The organism is Citrobacter tructae (assembly GCF_004684345.1).
Classification (GTDB): domain Bacteria; phylum Pseudomonadota; class Gammaproteobacteria; order Enterobacterales; family Enterobacteriaceae; genus Citrobacter; species Citrobacter tructae.
The window spans coordinates 1287563-1303765 of sequence record NZ_CP038469.1 but is presented as its reverse complement, the minus strand read 5'-3'; the positions used below and the strand labels follow the sequence as shown (position 1 = coordinate 1303765).

At 50.0% G+C, this 16203-nt stretch carries 15 protein-coding genes, 1 pseudogene and 1 riboswitch; of the genes and pseudogenes, 4 read left to right on the top strand and 12 right to left on the bottom strand.

Going from position 1 to position 16203, the window contains the following annotated elements:
* Positions 1 to 594: 594 nt before the first annotated feature.
* Both E4Z61_RS06875 and E4Z61_RS06870 read left to right on the top strand, forming a co-directional pair.
* Positions 595 to 1044 carry a hypothetical protein gene (locus E4Z61_RS06875; protein WP_135322115.1) on the top strand — a complete coding sequence of 150 codons (450 nt, stop codon included), beginning with the start codon at positions 595 to 597 and terminating at the stop codon, positions 1042 to 1044.
* 74 nt (positions 1045 to 1118) lie between these two features.
* Positions 1119 to 2489: a Dyp-type peroxidase gene (locus E4Z61_RS06870; RefSeq protein ID WP_135322114.1), complete on the top strand. Its 1371-nt coding sequence runs from the start codon at positions 1119 to 1121 to the stop codon at positions 2487 to 2489.
* A gap of 158 nt (positions 2490 to 2647) precedes the next feature.
* On the opposite strand, the gene E4Z61_RS06865 is transcribed toward E4Z61_RS06870, so the two are convergent.
* A complete protein-coding gene (locus tag E4Z61_RS06865; protein ID WP_135322113.1) occupies positions 2648 to 3691 on the bottom strand; it encodes a catalase family protein in 1044 nt (347 codons plus the stop codon).
* Between the two features lie 432 nt (positions 3692 to 4123).
* On the opposite strand from E4Z61_RS06865, the gene E4Z61_RS06860 reads away from it, so the two are divergent.
* On the top strand, positions 4124 to 6049 hold the full coding sequence (locus tag E4Z61_RS06860) for a C1 family peptidase (protein ID WP_135322112.1): 1926 nt from the start codon (positions 4124 to 4126) through the stop codon (positions 6047 to 6049).
* 140 nt (positions 6050 to 6189) lie between these two features.
* Here the strand turns inward: E4Z61_RS06860 and E4Z61_RS06855 are convergent.
* The 3 genes and pseudogenes from E4Z61_RS06855 to pth all read right to left on the bottom strand — a co-directional run.
* A pseudogene (locus E4Z61_RS06855) lies at positions 6190 to 6356 on the bottom strand (Arm DNA-binding domain-containing protein); the annotation flags it as partial.
* Between the two features lie 214 nt (positions 6357 to 6570).
* Positions 6571 to 7665 carry a redox-regulated ATPase YchF gene (gene ychF, locus E4Z61_RS06850; protein ID WP_135322111.1) on the bottom strand — a complete coding sequence of 365 codons (1095 nt, stop codon included), beginning with the start codon at positions 7663 to 7665 and terminating at the stop codon, positions 6571 to 6573.
* A 115-nt stretch (positions 7666 to 7780) separates the two neighbouring features.
* Positions 7781 to 8365 carry an aminoacyl-tRNA hydrolase gene (gene pth, locus E4Z61_RS06845; RefSeq protein WP_135322110.1) on the bottom strand — a complete coding sequence of 195 codons (585 nt, stop codon included), beginning with the start codon at positions 8363 to 8365 and terminating at the stop codon, positions 7781 to 7783.
* Between the two features lie 274 nt (positions 8366 to 8639).
* Between pth and ychH the strand changes: the two genes are divergently transcribed.
* Positions 8640 to 8918, top strand: a complete 279-nt coding sequence (gene ychH, locus E4Z61_RS06840; RefSeq protein ID WP_045443721.1) for a stress-induced protein YchH — start codon at positions 8640 to 8642, stop codon at positions 8916 to 8918.
* 29 nt (positions 8919 to 8947) lie between these two features.
* On the opposite strand, the gene E4Z61_RS06835 is transcribed toward ychH, so the two are convergent.
* From E4Z61_RS06835 to E4Z61_RS06800, 8 genes are all read right to left on the bottom strand, one after another.
* On the bottom strand, positions 8948 to 9772 hold the full coding sequence (locus E4Z61_RS06835) for a cytochrome c1 (protein WP_135324897.1): 825 nt from the start codon (positions 9770 to 9772) through the stop codon (positions 8948 to 8950).
* A gap of 4 nt (positions 9773 to 9776) precedes the next feature.
* The gene (locus E4Z61_RS06830) at positions 9777 to 10949 is read right to left on the bottom strand and encodes a cytochrome b (RefSeq protein ID WP_135322109.1); all 1173 of its coding nucleotides are present in this window, start codon (positions 10947 to 10949) and stop codon (positions 9777 to 9779) included.
* A gap of 1 nt (position 10950) precedes the next feature.
* Complete coding sequence (petA, locus tag E4Z61_RS06825; RefSeq protein ID WP_135322108.1) at positions 10951 to 11499, bottom strand: ubiquinol-cytochrome c reductase iron-sulfur subunit; 549 nt, start codon at positions 11497 to 11499, stop codon at positions 10951 to 10953.
* Positions 11500 to 11526: 27 nt separating this feature from the next.
* A complete protein-coding gene (locus tag E4Z61_RS06820) occupies positions 11527 to 11967 on the bottom strand; it encodes a pseudoazurin (RefSeq protein ID WP_135322107.1) in 441 nt (146 codons plus the stop codon).
* Positions 11968 to 11985: 18 nt separating this feature from the next.
* On the bottom strand, positions 11986 to 12750 hold the full coding sequence (locus E4Z61_RS06815) for an ABC transporter ATP-binding protein (RefSeq protein WP_135324896.1): 765 nt from the start codon (positions 12748 to 12750) through the stop codon (positions 11986 to 11988).
* Between the two features lie 53 nt (positions 12751 to 12803).
* Positions 12804 to 13868, bottom strand: coding sequence for a FecCD family ABC transporter permease (locus E4Z61_RS06810; protein WP_135322106.1), 1065 nt, complete (start codon positions 13866 to 13868; stop codon positions 12804 to 12806).
* Between the two features lie 65 nt (positions 13869 to 13933).
* Positions 13934 to 14986 carry an ABC transporter substrate-binding protein gene (locus E4Z61_RS06805; protein WP_135322105.1) on the bottom strand — a complete coding sequence of 351 codons (1053 nt, stop codon included), beginning with the start codon at positions 14984 to 14986 and terminating at the stop codon, positions 13934 to 13936.
* Between the two features lie 201 nt (positions 14987 to 15187).
* A riboswitch (cobalamin riboswitch) is annotated at positions 15188 to 15415 on the bottom strand.
* Between the two features lie 243 nt (positions 15416 to 15658).
* The gene (locus E4Z61_RS06800) at positions 15659 to 16174 is read right to left on the bottom strand and encodes a GNAT family N-acetyltransferase (protein WP_135322104.1); all 516 of its coding nucleotides are present in this window, start codon (positions 16172 to 16174) and stop codon (positions 15659 to 15661) included.
* Positions 16175 to 16203 lie beyond the last annotated feature (29 nt).

The window sequence follows — 16203 nt, the reverse complement described above, 5'->3', positions numbered from 1 at the left end:
TTTTAGGCACCATAAAAAATATTCCTATGACCTTCACTAGGATTGGTACAAAGGCTAAGCCTTCGATTTATCAGTCGCAACACTGCTCGTTGCCATGTCCTTCACCTTTTCAGTTATATATTCAAAGCGTTGACTGGTGATTCATAAGTAATACCCGCGTTCGATGAATGTACTGAAGATTTTGTCGTACACTTCTACCAATATAGAATAATCGGGTGAATGTTCAATGTGGTTCATCCTATACAACACTTGTATTTTTATATGGGAATTGTCGTACAAAAAACCGTAATTTATCCATTTTATGGAGTTACAAAGTCTGTGGAAAGGCCATCATAAAAATGGATTAACTTATGGTTGAATATTAAGAGTAATGGCTTAGATGGCCATATATTAAAAACATTAATCTTGGATACAAAAAAACACCATTAAAAATACTGCTAGACTTAGTCATAGGGTTGACTGGTAAAACTGACCAACCTGCTAATTCCGAACCTGCGGAGCAGAGTGACCACAGCTAATCCTTAGTGCGAGCAAGGAGTCCTTGGTCTGTCCGCTGTGCGGATGTCCTAACCCATCCTTTGGAGGAGTTTCACGATGCCACACGCTCTGAATATGACAATGCCTTTGAAACAGGATGCAAAGTCTCAGGAAGCTCTGGAAGAACTCAAGAAAAATTTTGCGGGCGGGATTCAGCAAATAATTAGCGACGCACTGGCCAAGTCGGAAATAGTCCACTTCGCCAGAATTCTAATCATTGATAATAAGTACATCCAGATACTCACCGAATACGACGGCGATAAAAGGGACTACGCACTCTTCTTTCTCAAAGAATTACCTAATGTGTTCGAGTCCATATTTGGACTGGTAGAGGGAGCCCCGTTGTGGACGGATTTGCAGAAGAGCGCTGATCTATTTGTTGAGACGTCTAAGAATTTTGATCTGCGGGCCCTTGGTACGAAGGTGGATGACGATGAGGCTGGGTGGTTGTTCTCAGCTCTTGGTAACAAGACAGTGGAAGACATCAAGAAGGCATTGGCCAAGTAAAACATTGTTTGTGAGCATGGGGATCGACAGATGATTGATTCCCTGTTTTTCATTATTCAGAAAGGTGCCCCCAAATGCCTATAACAGATTTGGCAGATATCCAGGGTTTGATTCATCACGGCTATGTGTACCCGAAGTCTCGACACCTGTTATTCGAAATTGGCAATCGGGAGGCAGGTAAGCGTTTGCTCAAGTACCTCTCGCCACTGGTGACGCACGCGAAGGTTTCTCTTGTTGAAAAACCCGCATCGTTGCTCAACATCGGGATCACTTACGGTGGACTTGAAGCTCTCGGGGTGAACCTCCGCTTTCTGAAATGGTTTCCTCCAGAGTTTCGTGAGGAGCCTGACAAAATCGCAATGGGGGATTTCGATTCTAGCGATCCGACAAACTGGTGGAATGGCAGATTCAAGACCCAACAGGTGCATCTGATTGTCCATCTATACGCTCAATCACCCGAGGCTCTCGACCAATTGACAATCGGCGTTCGTAGCGCGGCCGTTGGGAATCGGGAATTGTTACCAACCAGGGAGGGGAGGGCAATCGACGGGGAGTGGCTCGACAATATCCCAGGCAAACTGCACTTTGGTTACCGTGACGGCTTTTCGCAGCCGACTGTTCGCTGGGATGACGCCCCCCTCCAGAAGGGGGAAGTTGACTATCGTCATTTTATTCTCGGCTATGCCACCGATGAGATCCAGTCGGCACCGACGGTGTTGACCTCCTATCCGGATTCAACCCGCGCAACTGAGCTAGTACGCAACGGCACGTATTCGGTATTTCGCTGGCTCTACCAGGACGTAGCGCAGTTCAATCGCTTTCTTAGTGCGGAGGGTCTCAGGGCATTCCCGACATTACCGCCTAAGAATGCAGAGGAATTGCTTGCCGCCAAACTTATGGGAAGATGGCGTGATGGAACACCGCTGGTCATATCTCCCGACGCACCAAATGCGGAACTATCCAGTAGCAATAACTTTGATTATTCCAATGATCTCTATGGTCATCAATGCCCATTCTCGGCACATATCCGTGTGACTAATCCGCGAGATCAGGCGCTCAATCACCGTTCAATGGTAGAAGGTGGCGTCCCCCGCGTTATTCGGCGCGGCACTCCGTACGGGTCACCCCTCACGGGGACCGAAGATGATTATGACGAACGCGGGCTAGTAGGTATGTTTCTCTGCGCCAGCATCCAGAGACAGTTCTACAAGTTGACTGCCTGGATGAAGGTAAACAATTTCAGTCCGATATTTCCCGATCTGCACGCGCAAGACCCCTTAGCCAATCGCCGAACCCCGGATGCCTCCATCCAATTTATGATTCCGACGGAGGTGGGGAATCAAAGCGTTGTATTGAAAGATTTTGTGACCACCAAGGGAACAGCCTTTTTCCTGATCCCCAGCGTGAAAACACTCTACGCCCTTGCTAACGGCCAGTATCAATAGCAGTACCGCAACGCGCAATGGGAGGCGGAATAGCTCTTCTATATTGAGTTGCTGAATCCCCTTATTTATTCCAGCCATCAAAGTGGCAGGCATTGCTCATCGTCTTCCTTGGTCATGCCTAGCGGCACTTCTGTAGTAGTCCACACTTCAGCTCGTTCTCAGCGAGGTAAGTCAGTGGGTTCGGGGCTGTGGCCCCGTAACGCTGAGCTTGCGAGGTAAACGATCTTGCGGGCACGCATCACGTTTCCCAGTGGGCGATGCTCCTCAATCGAATGCCATGGAGAAAAGGATAGCTTGTCGACAGTTTCACTTAAGGTGAGGCTCTCCGGTGTATCCAGATCGCATTGTGGGATAAGCACATGCGCAACTTTAACGAATGATGAGTGTTCAGGTTTCCACGCAACCGATGTGTCCTCAATAGGTGTCCGGGATTCATCTATAAAAAATTGGACCAAAAAATCCAACTTGACATCCCCATTCCGCAGTCTGTCCGCCAGTTCATCGCGTAAGAAATTGCTTGCCAGAAATCTGCTCTCGGTCGGTTTCGTGCCCTCAGAGGGTTGTATGGTGAATTTAATTGCAAATGGCCCGAGCTTTATTGGCGCAGTGCTGGAGTACTGCTCTGTAACCATGCTGTGCACTTTACTGAAGAGAACGGTCTTGACCAATGCAGTTAGGATGCGCATTGACTCAGCCAAGCCTATCTCGCGAGCCAGTGCAAAGGGGAGCTTAACTCGGTTATCAGCTGCACGGATAAAGGCCATGAATTGCCGTATGTTGCGAACCGTCGAGGTAACCGAATGACTCGTGGCGAGAAAATCCTGTGTAACCGCGTCCTCTTGCCCCTGTAACAATTTACGACCATGAACACCGAGCAATTTAATTGCGATGCCCCGGGGCTCTGGATGTGTATCCTTATGGGGGATTGGTTCCCCGTTGGAGAATCGCACAATCGCAGGGAAAATCTGCGACTCACTGAATACTCCAAACCGCGCCTCCTTTGGCAGATTTGGTAGGACATGAAACTCGGCAACCACTCCGGTATGAAGTTTTGTGTGAAACCCACGACGCACAGGGCAGCCAGTGTTTAGAGCATTTTTTTGCTGTCGCACCTCGAACTCCCGTGCAAAGCCTTCAAACAGCTCCTGTTCTCCATTCTCAACAACCTCCTGCCAATTGCTGCTGGGACAATTCTGTGGCACGGGCGACCTCCTTTGCAATACACCACTCTTTAGAGCTGAAAAGCTTATCAGGTGTTTTTCAGGCTAACCTCTATATGAGTATAGAGGGCGAAAGTGATTTCAGGCCGTCGATGCCAAAAGAGTAAACCAGTTAATCCAGCGTCTGTGGATGAACGGGCACAACAAAGCGTTCTTGCCTCCACACTGACATGCTCATCTCCGATGCAGTATTAGGATATCAGTAAGCCTGTGGGCAGAGTTTTTACCCTGGATTTTGTGAATGATTTCTTCACCAGATGCCATTCGTTACGACGTATTGGTGCTACGATCATTATTGCTCAGTCCGGTTGGTGTTTTGTTTCTTTTTGGCGCGCACAATCCGGGTTGAGTTCCCTTTAGGAGATCTATTATTCGGAATACTTATTGAATACAGAAATTCCTCTGGAGCCCGCTATGCCTACAAAGAAAATTAGCTCACACCCCAATATCAACACGGTTTCTATCGGCGGCAGGAACTACCTCACGCAGCTTAAACCGGGAAGCAAAAATCCAAGAATATTGGATATCCTTCCCGATCAACCCGACATCAGAGACACTCTCTACCAACCCAATCTGCGGGTATTAAGTCCGGAAATAAAACAAACCCTATCCTTCCCCATTCGTGACCAAGGTGAAAATAACAGCTGTGTTGGCTTCGCGCTGGGACATTACATCGATATCCTGATGTCCACCGGCAATGACCTGAAAAATAATCGGGTTAGTGCACGGATGCTTTATGAAATGGCCAAGGTTAATGATGAGTGGGCAGACTCCCCTCATGAAGGTTCCAGTCTACGTGGGGGGCTTAAAGGCTTTTATCGTAATGGCGTTTGTAAGGAAAGTAGCACGCAGGTTAATAAGAAATTATGGACGTTAACTTATAAATTGGCAAAAGAAGCACGCGAAGTTAGATTAGGTGCTTATTATCGACTGTTACCGGAACTCAGCCACTATCATGCAGCCCTTAATGATATTGGTGCTATTTATATCTCCGCGCAAATTCATAACAACTGGCACGATGTCAAAAACGGCATCATCATACCAGGCGGTGAGCCTTCTGGTGGCCATGCGTTCATTATTATTGGTTATGATAAAACAGGTTTCCAGATCCTCAACACATGGGGTGATAAATGGGGAAATAAGGGCACAGCCCACTGGGATTACAAAGACTGGGCTGACACGGTGATGGATGCATGGGTTTTGCAGCTCGGAGTGAATGCACCCTCCGCCTTTGATGCGGTTCCCAGAATGTTTACTAATGCTCCCTCTGGCCTTGTTGGTTTATCTTCCCCGACCCGGGATGAAATTCTTGGACATTTTATCAATATTGATGATGGGAAACTAAAAAATACGGGGAAATACTTCTCTCCGGTTGGCCTTGAAATAGAAGAGACAGCAAAAAGATTGCTCGCATCTACTAGCAATAAGGGCAAGGGATTTAAACATTTGGTTATTTATGCTCACGGTGGGCTTAATTCCGAGGAGGATGAGGCCAAACGCATTGCCAAATGGAAGAGGTCGGGGATTTTTGATGACAACGGCATTTATAACTTTCATCTGATGTGGGCGTCCGATTTTATTGGCGAAGTGTTCGGAGGAATTTCCGCCGCATCAGATATTGCCGGAACCGGCTTTAGTGATGATTTTATGTACGAAACTGGGCCGGTAAAAGCTGCTGGGAGTCGTGCCTGGCGTAATATGAAAGGAGATGCTCAGGCAGCGTTCAGCGGCGATCCAGATTATGATGGCGGCTATCGTGGACTGTTGCCGTTGTTCAAAAAACTGGATCAGGCTAGCGCGAAAAAAATCAAAATTCATTTGGTGGGACACAGTGCTGGGTCAATCGTTCTGGGCAGGTTACTTTCCGCCTTTGGTCGCTTTGCGCTTAACACACTCAGTATTGAGAGTATTCATTTGATGGCACCAGCCTGCACTGTGGATTTTTTCAATGAGCATTACCAGCCTCTACTCAAAGATAAAGGGAACGTAAAGCTAAACGATAAAATTTATCTGTACATGATGCAGGATGACCTGGAGTATAAGGATATTGTTGGCTTGTCAGCTGTGCCATGGCCAAAATACCGCCACTCCCTGCTGTATCTGGTGTCTCGGGCTTTTGAGGAAAGAAAAAATATACCATTGGCTGGAATGGAAATTTATAAATCTGGAATGCCGAAAGGAAATAATCTGATATTCTACTTTTCACAAAGCAAAGAGACAAAATCAACCTCTCACGGTGGCTTTGATAATGACTTAAGTACAATGACCACCATACTGGAATGTATTAAAGGGGGAGCATTGTCCCACTCCCCCAGAGAGGATGATATGACGGGATATTAATTCATCGGTTCGGATAAAACGTTGAGGTATATAGCGCCCGTTGTTATGCATATCAGCGCATAACAACGGTCTTAATTTATGGCTTGGTGCCTTGCCGCAACAGCGGAGAGCAACCCGATGCGCATACTGCCTGTGTCCACTGGATACTCGCCCAACGCAAACATGCAGGTTTTATCGTTGAGTTTAAACCGATAGCGCCATGCTTCTTTGCCGTTAGATTTCACCTCGAGATAGAGACCATTGAAATCACTGAGCCGATAAAGATTTTTTTCGGCTTGGCAGTGCGACATTGAGTATCCGTGAGCATAACGGGGCCTTGTTTATTAATTATACCGTTATGGTACTCACTTAAAATGAAGATGGAAGAATGTTGTACTCATCCATGTACGCATTTTTGACTACGTTGTTACGAGATGAGTTGAAACTCTGTGAAATAAAAAATCCACGCAATTGCGTGGATTTTAAGGGTTTTTGTAGTTTTCATGAGATTTTTTGAAACCTCATGAAATAACAAAAATTATTTAGACGTTAAACAGGAAGTTCATTACATCGCCATCTTTAACGATGTAATCTTTACCTTCTGCGCGCATCTTGCCGGCTTCCTTCGCGCCTTGTTCACCCTTGTAGGTGATGAAGTCTTCAAACGCGATGGTTTGTGCGCGGATAAAGCCTTTCTCGAAATCGGTGTGAATTTTACCAGCAGCCTGCGGCGCGGTAGCACCGACAGGGATGGTCCATGCACGGACTTCTTTTACGCCTGCGGTGAAATAGGTCTGCAGGTTCAGCAGTTCGTAACCGGCGCGGATCACGCGGTTCAGACCTGGTTCTTCAATTCCCAGCTCAGCCATGAATTCTTCACGATCGGCATCGTCGAGTTCGGCGATATCGGATTCAACCGCAGCGCATACGGCAACTACAACGGAACCTTCGGCCGCGGCGATTTCACGCACTTTATCGAGGTACGGGTTGTTTTCGAAACCGTCTTCGTTGACGTTGGCGATATACATAGTCGGCTTCAGAGTCAGGAAGCTCAGGTATTTGATGGCGGCTTTGTCTTCGTCAGTCAGGTTGGTCAGGGAACGCAGCATACCGGCGTTTTCCAGTTGCGGCAGGCATTTTTCCAGCGCGGCCAGTTCAGCTTTGGCGTCTTTGTCGCCGCCTTTGGCTTTCTTTTGTACACGGTGAATAGCACGCTCGCAGGTATCGAGGTCAGACAGCGCCAGCTCGGTGTTGATGACGTCGATATCGTCAGCCGGATCCACTTTGTTATTAACGTGGATGATGTTGTCGTTTTCAAAGCAGCGCACCACGTGGCCGATCGCTTCAGTTTCGCGGATGTTGGTCAGGAACTGGTTACCCAGACCTTCACCTTTGGACGCGCCTTTTACCAAGCCGGCAATGTCGACGAATTCCATGGTGGTCGGAAGAATACGCTGTGGCTTGACGATCTCAGCCAGCTGGTCCAGACGCGGATCGGGCATCGGTACAACGCCAGTGTTCGGCTCGATAGTACAGAACGGGAAGTTAGCCGCTTCAATACCCGCTTTGGTGAGCGCGTTGAACAGGGTGGATTTGCCTACGTTTGGCAAACCGACGATACCGCATTTGAATCCCATGTTTAAATCACCTTAATCTTTTGATATTCAACCTGTTATAGAAAACAGATTGTAGAAAAGTAAATAACTCGGCCTATTATACACAGCACGCGGGAAAAATGCCGCACATCGCTGCTTATTGCGCTTTAAAGGTATGTAACCGGCTGGTTGCTTTAGTCAGGCCATCTTTAAACAAAACCTCGGTACAACGCGCCGCTTCGTCGATGGCTTCATCAATTAACTTCTGTTCAGAAACAGGCGGTTTGCCTAAAACAAAGCCGACAACTTTGTTTTTATCGCCGGGATGACCAATTCCAACGCGTAAGCGATGAAAGTTCGGGTTATTGCCTAATTTGCTGATGATGTCTTTCAGGCCGTTATGCCCGCCGTGCCCGCCGCCGAGCTTAAATTTTGCGACGCCCGGAGGCAGATCTAATTCGTCGTGGGCGACCAAAATTTCATCGGGGTTAATCCGGTAAAAGCTGGCCATCGCGCCGACTGCTTTGCCGCTCAGATTCATAAATGTGGTTGGCACCAGCAGACGGACATCTTCACCTTCGAGCATCACTCTTGAGGTGTAACCGAAGAATTTCGGCTCATCGCGCAGGGGGGCGCGTAATCTCTCTGCCAGTAAATCGACGTACCATGCGCCTGCATTGTGTCGCGTAGCCGCATATTCTGCGCCGGGGTTTGCCAGACCGACAATCAATTTAATCGTCACGTATTTTGTCCTGAGTGTGTCCATAACCGGCGTGTAGTTTACTGTCTGTCGGCGCGCTTGACAAAAAACTGCGTGCAGTCTGGCAAAAACTGAATAATTGCTCCGCTGGACTATTGGAAAATGAGACAGTTCAGTAGGTTAATTGTAAAGTTTTGTTGCATGAGTGTTTGTAATTGTGATCGCTGGCGCACATGCGAACAGGAGTGTTGTCTATACTTTACACATAAGGATTAGGGGTATTCCCTGTAGCAACCCAAAGTTCCGGAGGTGACACATGAAACGCAAAAACGCTTCTTTACTCGGTAACGTGCTCATGGCTTTAGGGTTGGTGGTGATGGTTGTCGGTGTTGGCTATTCAATCTTAAATCAGTTGCCGCAATTTAACTTGCCACAATTTTTCGCACACGGTGCCGTGCTCAGTATTTTTGTTGGCGGCGTACTCTGGCTGGCGGGTGCACGCGTCGGCGGTCACGAGCAAATCAGCGACCGCTACTGGTGGGTGCGCCATTACGATAAACGCTGTCGTCGTAATAATAGCCAACGCCATAGCTAAGCGGTGACATTTTCTGCGGACCAGCCAGCTTACGCTGACTGGTCATCAGTTCGTTTTTTTCTGCGCGCGCGAGACTGGATGAGCAGCAGTAACGCTAATAGCGCTAAAACAACCGCCAGATATCCCATCACGTACATTCCCTGATGTTTTCTTGCTGCCAGCTGCGGATCGGCAACCCATGCCAGAAATGCGGTGACGTCACGCGCATACTGTTCCTCTGTTTGTGGGATATGGGCTTGCCCAGTCCAGGTAATGTCACCGTCTGCCAGTGGTTTAGGCATATTGATAATCCCACCGGGGAAATAGCGGTTAGCCTTAAGCTCAGGATCGTCAGTGAGATAGCCAGTCAGCAGCGCATAGATATAATCAGCACCGTTGTCGGTATAGGGAACAAATGCATCGAGGATAAACTGCGGAAATCCGCGATCGTAGCTTCGCGCCCGCACGATATAACTCAGATCCACCGGCTGCGCGCCATTGTTGAGGTATTTGGCTTCCTGCTCGTTCAGATAAGGGGAGGCGAAGACATCGTTCAGGTTTCCGTCCCGTTCTCCCGGTTGCCCATCGTCCTCAACCGTCGTAAATACATAACCGCTGGCCAGTGTTTTGGCTTCAGCCTGCGTGAGGTGCGGCCCGCCGGGTTGGGTGAGTTCTTTAAAGGTGAGGTATTTCATTGCGTGGCAGGCCCGGCATTTTTCTTCGTAAACCTGTAAGCCCCGCCGCAACTGTGCGGGGTCGTGTTTGCCGTTCACACCGCTAAATGCCCACGGCTGCGGGGGCGGAAGCTGCGCGTAAAGCGTGTTACTAAAGAGTAAACCCAGACTCAGGGCTGCAAAGGTTAGCCATCGTCCCATCATGTCAGTCCTGTTTTTCCAGTAAGCGTCGGCACGGCATCACAATCAAAAACCATGCGAAGTAGATAAGCGTTGAAAGCTGAGAAGCGGCGCGGATCCAGCCCTCTTCATTACTGAACCCGTCCACCAGATCTGGCCCGACTAGCGCTTTAGACCCCAGCCAGCCTAAAAAGAACGCATTGCCGACCCAAATCCAAAAACCGACTTTAACGAGCTTGCTTAAGTGGCGAAACCGCGCGCGGGAGGTATCCAACCAGGGTAAGAAGTAGAAGATCAATACCGAGGCGCACATGGCGACAATGCCCGCCAGCTCACTGGGAAAACAGCGCAGAATGGAAAAGAAGGGCAGAAAATACCACTCGGGCGCGACGATGGCTGGCGTGACCGTCGGGTCGGCGGGGATGAAGTTATCGGCACTGCTGAAATAGTGCGGCGCAAAGAATAAGAACCAGGCAAACAGCATTAAGAACAGCGTCAGTTTGAGGGCATCGCGCTCGGTGACGCGAAAATCGAACAGTAAACGTTGCGATTCGCGGGTGGTAAACGTTTTTTTCATCGCATGGGCGAAAGCCGACTGGACGGTACGCACATGCCATATCGTCATCGCGACAATGGCGAAGGGAATAATAAAGTGCAGCACATAAAAACGGCCCAACGTCGGCGTGCCGGGGGCATATCCACCGACCAAAAAGGTATACAGCGTATCGCCGACTAACGGTATTGCGCGGGCGAAGCTGGTGATGACCGTGGCGGCCCAATAGCTTTTTTGCCCCCAAATCAGGCTATAGCCGAGAAATGCGGTGATCATCAATAATACATACAGCGTCACGCTGATGGTCCACATCTTCAGATACGGTTTGCGGTAAACGTTGTAATACATCGCGCGAAAAATATGCAGGTAGCAGGCGAAGAAGAAAAGCGAGGCGCCAATGGCGTGCAGGTTACGCACCAGCTCGCCGTGTCTGACCGCGCGCATAATATGAACAATGGAATCAAACGCGGATCCTGCCGTGGGCACATAAAACATCGCCAGTACGATGCCGGAGAGAATTTGCACGCCCAGCATGACCAGTAAGATGATGCCGACGGCAAAGATCCAAATGCCGGTCATCGAGCGGGGGAACGGAAGGCGAAATTGAACGTGGCGCAGGGGCGTGGTAGGGGACGTTACGTTCATATCAGGCCTCTTTTGCGCCGAGGCGTACGCTCAGTCCATCGGCAGCCAGGGTATAGTCGGGGATCGGCAGATTCGCCGTGGCCGGACCTCGCGTCACGCGCCCCGACGAGTCAAATTCTGACCCGTGACATGGACAAATCCAGCCCTGTCCGCTGGGGTTGGCGTTAGGCACGCATCCGGCGTGCGGGCAGTAACCCTGGACGATCAGCCACTGCGGATGTGCCGTGCTCACCCGCTCGCTATCCGTCTGCGGATCGATCAGCCGTCGGGCATCAGCCTGCTGCGCCGCCGCGATCTCGTCTGGTGTACGGTGGCGAATCAGGATCAATTTTCCCTGCCAGATACGTTTCACCGTCTGTCCAGCCGCCACTCCCGCAAGGGAAACATCGACAGGCTCATTCTCTGCCACGGTTTTATCATCTGGTCCCAGCGCCGAGATCAGCGGCCAGACGGCTGCGGTAACCCCCGCGGCACCGACAAATTTTGTCAGCTTGCACAAGCAGTCGCGCCGCTGGGTGTGGATTGCCTCGCTGTCCGTTTTTTTATTCACCGCCGTTATCCTCTTATCGTTGTGCCGTTACTGTTTCTCAAGACGGGTATAAATGTCCTGAAAACGTTTATCGGCAAGGCCAGGGGCTTTAAACGCGCGGTAGCTGTCGGGCAAAACGGCGTCGCCGACTTTGATCAACATGATCATGCCTTGCGCATAGTGCGGTGAGCATTTGATGCCGTAGAAACCGGCAGTGTCGTATTTGATTTCAATCTCCTCATCGATTTTGCCGATAAAACCGGGGTAATCGGCGGGGGAGAGTTCGGCAATTGAGGCCGCATTGTGGCTTTTGTGCTTGCGAACAAACTTCACGCTATCGCCCGGCTGGATCGCCAGATAATCCGGTTCGTAGACCATCGGCCCTCCGGTACCGCGGTTTTTCATCAGGACTTCGTAGGTTTGTGCAAAAGCTGTCGAGGTGAAAGCGAACAGGCACAGAATGAGCAGACTTTGCTTAATGCGTTTCATAGCGGTTCCTTGTCGTATTTACGCCGGTCGTTGGTAGCGGATGAAGCAGGTTGCTTCATTGGGAGCGTGTTCGACAATCGCATCGATGCCAAACCAGCTGTTAAGATTTTCACGGGTGAAGATAGTCGCAGGGCGGCCCTGCATAGCCAATCGTCCGGCGGTCATCACCATGATGCGATCGCAAAACATCGCGGCATGGTTCAGGTCGTGCAGGGCGGCAATGACGGTCAGTTTTTCGCGCTTGACCAGATTGAGCAGGCCAATCTGATGTTGGATGTCGAGATGATTCGTCGGTTCATCCATCAGCAAAACCTGCGGCTGTTGCGCCAGCGCCCGGGCAATGTGCAGGCGTTGGCGTTCGCCGCCAGAGAAGGTATGCCAGCAGCGATGCTGGAGGTTTTGCAGGGAGACTTTCTCCAGCATCGTCTGCACGATATCGTCGTCGGTTTGTGACCACGGTGATAGCAGGCTTAACCACGGCGTGCGGCCGAGGGAAACGGCCTGGATAGCGGTCAGACGCTCGCTGGTTTCTGCCTGTTGCTCAACCAATGCGACCTTTTGTGCCAGATGGCGGCGCGAGTAGCGGCGAATGTCTTTGCTGTTCAGAGAAACGCTGCCGGCGGAGGGTTTGAGCAAACCGGCCAGCAGGGAAATCAGTGACGTTTTCCCTGAGCCGTTGGGGCCGATAATACCAACAAACTCTCCGGGTGCGACCTGAAAAGAGACATCATTGACGATGGACTTGCCCTTCACCTCCCAGTGCAGGTGCTGGGCGCAGACCATATGGTTAACCGTATTTGCCGCACGTAGCGGCGCAGTAAAGTGTGGGTTAGCCGTCATTTGCTCGGGTTCCCTCGGATCAAAATAATCGAAAATGCGGGAGCGCCAACCAGCGCGGTGATAACGCCAATGGGCAACACTTGCCCCGGCAGCAAGGTGCGCGAAATGACGTCCGCGACAATTAGAAAGATGGCACCAATAAGGGCGCTGACAGGCAATAAGCGGTGATGCTGATTGCCCACCAGTAACCGCGCGGCATGAGGGATCACCAGACCGACAAAGCCAATGGCCCCGACAATCGACACCATAATGGCAGTCATCCCCGTCACCGCGGTAATCAGTACGCTGCGCGTGCGTTTAACCGGAATGCCCAGCGAGGCTGCCGATTCAGCGCCAAACGAAAATGCGTCCAGATGACGGGCGTAACAAAAGCAGACGATGATACCGACCAGCGCGGTTGGGATTGCCAATACCACATCGGGCCAGCGCACGCCGCTCAGATTGCCGAGCAGCCAGAACATAATGCCCCGCGCCTGCTCGGCATTGGCCGAGCGGGTAATGATGAGCGAGGTGATGGCATTAAACAGCTGCGAGCTGGCAATCCCGGCAAGAATGATTTGCGTGGTGGCAGAGCCGTGCTTTCCTCTGGCTGCCACAGCTAACAGCGCGACGAACAGAAATGCCGTCAGCGCGCCGATAAACGCACCGAGTGACATGCTAATAATTCCCGCACCCAGCCCGGTCAGTGCGATCAGCACCGCCCCCGTCGACGCCCCGGCAGAGATCCCCAGCAGATAAGGCTCGGCCAGCGCATTACGCAGCAAGGATTGCAGCACCACGCCGGAAACCGCCAGACAGGCGCCACAGCTGGCGGAGACCAGCGCGCGGGTCAGGCGATAATTCCAGATGATCCCGGCATCGAGTGCGTCCACCGCATATTGGCTGCCAAACAGGTGGTTTGCCAGCGTGTGGGTGACATGCCGCCACGGGATAAACGTTTCACCGATGGAAATCCCGGCCAGCAGCACCCCGCACATCACCATGCTGACCCACAGGCTGTGCAGCAGCGTCCGTTGGGTAAACTGACTTATCGCCCGACGCGTCCTGCGTAATTCGCTCATTCTTTATGGCTTTCCTGAGTGCGAAAGTGCGTGATGCCGGCACACGGCATCACGCATGACGAGGATTAGTGAGTGGTCTGAGGATGTGCCAGACCGTACTGCACCAGTGCATCGGCGAGTTTTTCCAGCCCGTCAATGGTTCTGATACCAGCATTCATGGTTTGCACATCTATCACCGGCAGGTGGTTTTCTTTAACCGCCGGGATCAGTCGAGTGACCGGGTCAGATTTGAGGTATTCCATTTTGACTTTCCAGTCATCCGCCGGGAAACGACGACGGCCCATTTCGCCAAGAACGATGACCGACGGACTGGCTTTAGCAATAGTTTCCCAGCCGACCGTCGGCCACTCCTCGGCGGAATCAATGACATTTTTTACCCCGAGGGTTTGTGCTATCCACGCGGCGGGGCCAAATTTACCCGCGACATAGGGATCAAGCTGCAGGTCGGCGCTGGAGAACCAGAAGACGGCAGAGACGTTATTGTCCATACCGGTGATTTTCGTTTTTGCAGCGGCCTCGCGGGCCTTGAGGCTGGCTATCAGTTCATCGCCTTTGTCCTGAACATCGAAGATTTTCGCCAGATCGGCAACTTCCTGGTAAACCATGGCGATATCAAACATGCCTTTACGCACGCCATCGCCGCCGTCTTCGTTATCTTTTGCGCAGTCGGCAGGGGCGGTATAAACCGGAACATTGAGTTCGCCAAATTGTTCGTAAGAGGCAACCGTACCCGCCGGGCCAATCTGCCATTCAAACTGGCTGGCAACCAGGTCCGGTTTTTTGGCGATAATGCCTTCAAAGCTGGGGATGTTTTGCGCGATGACTGCAATGTTGCTGTTTGCTGCCTGGAACTGTTCCGGTAGCGGACCAAACCACAGCGAGGTGCCAACCACGCGATCGATCAGACCCAAAGAATAGAGGATTTCAGTGCTGTTCTGTCCCACGGTGGTTACACGCTGCGGGGCTTTATTGAAGGTAATATCCCGACCACAATTTTTGATGGTCAACGGATATTGTGTCTTTGCCGCTGTAGCGATATTACTGGTCAGGAAAAGTGCCGCGCCAGTCAGCGCCAGAAGTGAATATTTGCAATAAGAAGAGGTAATGTCAGAATACATTATCATTGTCCCGTTGATGCCAGAATCTTAGCGTCTGGTCATTGTTTATTTCGCGGGACAGGCACATGACGATAGATGACATCTAATCATGAAATTCAGACAAGATAATATGAAAATAAAACATATTGTTGCCGGTTTGATCAGGAATCAAATTTTTTCATTCGTCAAATAAATCACCCCATGGACCATCCCGTCCACTCAATGTATAAAACCATGACAGCAGGTCTCCTGGCTCGCGGTAATCAGAATATCGGCCTTCCCATAAAAAATACTTTACAGTGACCTGTAGTGAATCATCACTACACAGGGATATTCAGCATCCGCTTACAGTTGCGGGGGCAGCTATGGCATAAGATTGAAATCATCCGCACCATATTCCGTTTCAAAATAATAAAAATGTTTTGAAATACTGTCGCGATGGACTGTAGCGGTATCCAATTATCACGTCAACCGCTTGAATCAGTAGGTATGCTTACCTTTTTACGATTAAACCCTTAAAATACAATTAGATATATTTTTTGTGTTAACTTCGATTTAACATTGATAACGAATATAAAAAAACTAAACGAGAATTATTTGATGTCGATCAACTAATACTTGCTCCGTGAAATAATCGAAGAATAAATAATAAGGACTGCTAAATAATTTAATTATTAGCTCTCTGTCACATTATTACGATTGTTTTTCCATATGCACGATTTGCTGTTCACCACCTTCATCAAAAAAAACGCTGAAATGATGACGCAACCAGAACTGATAACCTCCAGGTAAAAAGTGATGAGTGTGGAGATAGCACACTTTATATTGCTGATGGCGGCAAAAATGCTCTGCCAGAGCGACTAATTGGCTGCCAATACCTTGTCTACGGTAATCCAGTTCGACATAACAACGACAGATTTCAGCCGTTTCGGACAACATATAACGTCCTTTTAATGGGAGTATTCTGTCATCGTACTGACATACAGCCAGCGTGGCGATAAGTTGCTGTTGCGTATTCCAGACGCCGAGTAACAAATTTCTTTGCTGCTGAATATACTGGTGATTGATGCCAAATACATCTTCATGTGGATGGGGAAGTGGCTTATTGGCACTAAAGTAAAGATTCAAATGGCGGATAATAAACGACTGCACGGCCGGGATATCCGCCTCGGTAATTTCGCGAAAGATATATGTAGAATTAGGGGTCATCACTGTAGCTATCATCAGGAGTAGGGGAA

What these genes read in the sequence shown, in the direction of transcription:
- E4Z61_RS06805 (WP_135322105.1), bottom strand. Translation starts at nt 14,986, where the DNA reads ATGTATTCTGACATTACCTCTTCTTATTGCAAATATTCACTTCTGGCG.
- E4Z61_RS06810 (WP_135322106.1), bottom strand. Translation starts at nt 13,868, where the DNA reads ATGAGCGAATTACGCAGGACGCGTCGGGCGATAAGTCAGTTTACCCAA.
- E4Z61_RS06820 (WP_135322107.1), bottom strand. Translation starts at nt 11,967, where the DNA reads ATGAAACGCATTAAGCAAAGTCTGCTCATTCTGTGCCTGTTCGCTTTC.
- ychF (WP_135322111.1), bottom strand. Translation starts at nt 7,665, where the DNA reads ATGGGATTCAAATGCGGTATCGTCGGTTTGCCAAACGTAGGCAAATCC.
- E4Z61_RS06835 (WP_135324897.1), bottom strand. Translation starts at nt 9,772, where the DNA reads ATGGGACGATGGCTAACCTTTGCAGCCCTGAGTCTGGGTTTACTCTTT.
- E4Z61_RS06870 (WP_135322114.1), top strand. Translation starts at nt 1,119, where the DNA reads ATGCCTATAACAGATTTGGCAGATATCCAGGGTTTGATTCATCACGGC.
- E4Z61_RS06860 (WP_135322112.1), top strand. Translation starts at nt 4,124, where the DNA reads ATGCCTACAAAGAAAATTAGCTCACACCCCAATATCAACACGGTTTCT.
- E4Z61_RS06800 (WP_135322104.1), bottom strand. Translation starts at nt 16,174, where the DNA reads ATGACCCCTAATTCTACATATATCTTTCGCGAAATTACCGAGGCGGAT.
- E4Z61_RS06830 (WP_135322109.1), bottom strand. Translation starts at nt 10,949, where the DNA reads ATGAACGTAACGTCCCCTACCACGCCCCTGCGCCACGTTCAATTTCGC.
- E4Z61_RS06875 (WP_135322115.1), top strand. Translation starts at nt 595, where the DNA reads ATGCCACACGCTCTGAATATGACAATGCCTTTGAAACAGGATGCAAAG.
- ychH (WP_045443721.1), top strand. Translation starts at nt 8,640, where the DNA reads ATGAAACGCAAAAACGCTTCTTTACTCGGTAACGTGCTCATGGCTTTA.
- E4Z61_RS06815 (WP_135324896.1), bottom strand. Translation starts at nt 12,750, where the DNA reads ATGGTCTGCGCCCAGCACCTGCACTGGGAGGTGAAGGGCAAGTCCATC.